Consider the following 238-nt stretch of genomic DNA (forward strand, 5'->3'; position numbering starts at 1 on the left):
GATCAGTCTTGGAGGCATTGCTAATATTAGAGGTGCTCATGGTAAGGTACTACAACTGCGCCCTAAGGGCGCTGATAGTAAAGCCTTAACCAAGGCAGTGGGCGCTGATGGAGCACCTATGCAAACTTTACCGCGAGGTTTTTATTTAAAAAGCAACTTCACACAAGCGATATTACAAGCGCAGTTTTCGTTAGCGCACGGGTAATTCAAACTGACTAAACATCCGATCAACTTCTTC

1 protein-coding gene is annotated in these 238 nt (G+C 45.0%); it reads left to right on the forward strand.

The features are described 5' to 3' along the window. Window positions 1-205 (forward strand): hypothetical protein (locus RMT89_RS45295; protein WP_315889578.1); only part of this gene is annotated, 205 nt, incomplete at its 5' end. Window positions 206-238 lie beyond the last annotated feature (33 nt).

Origin of the sequence: Streptomyces sp. P17 (genome assembly GCF_032436805.1) — a bacterium.
Lineage (GTDB): Bacteria > Actinomycetota > Actinomycetes > Streptomycetales > Streptomycetaceae > Streptomyces.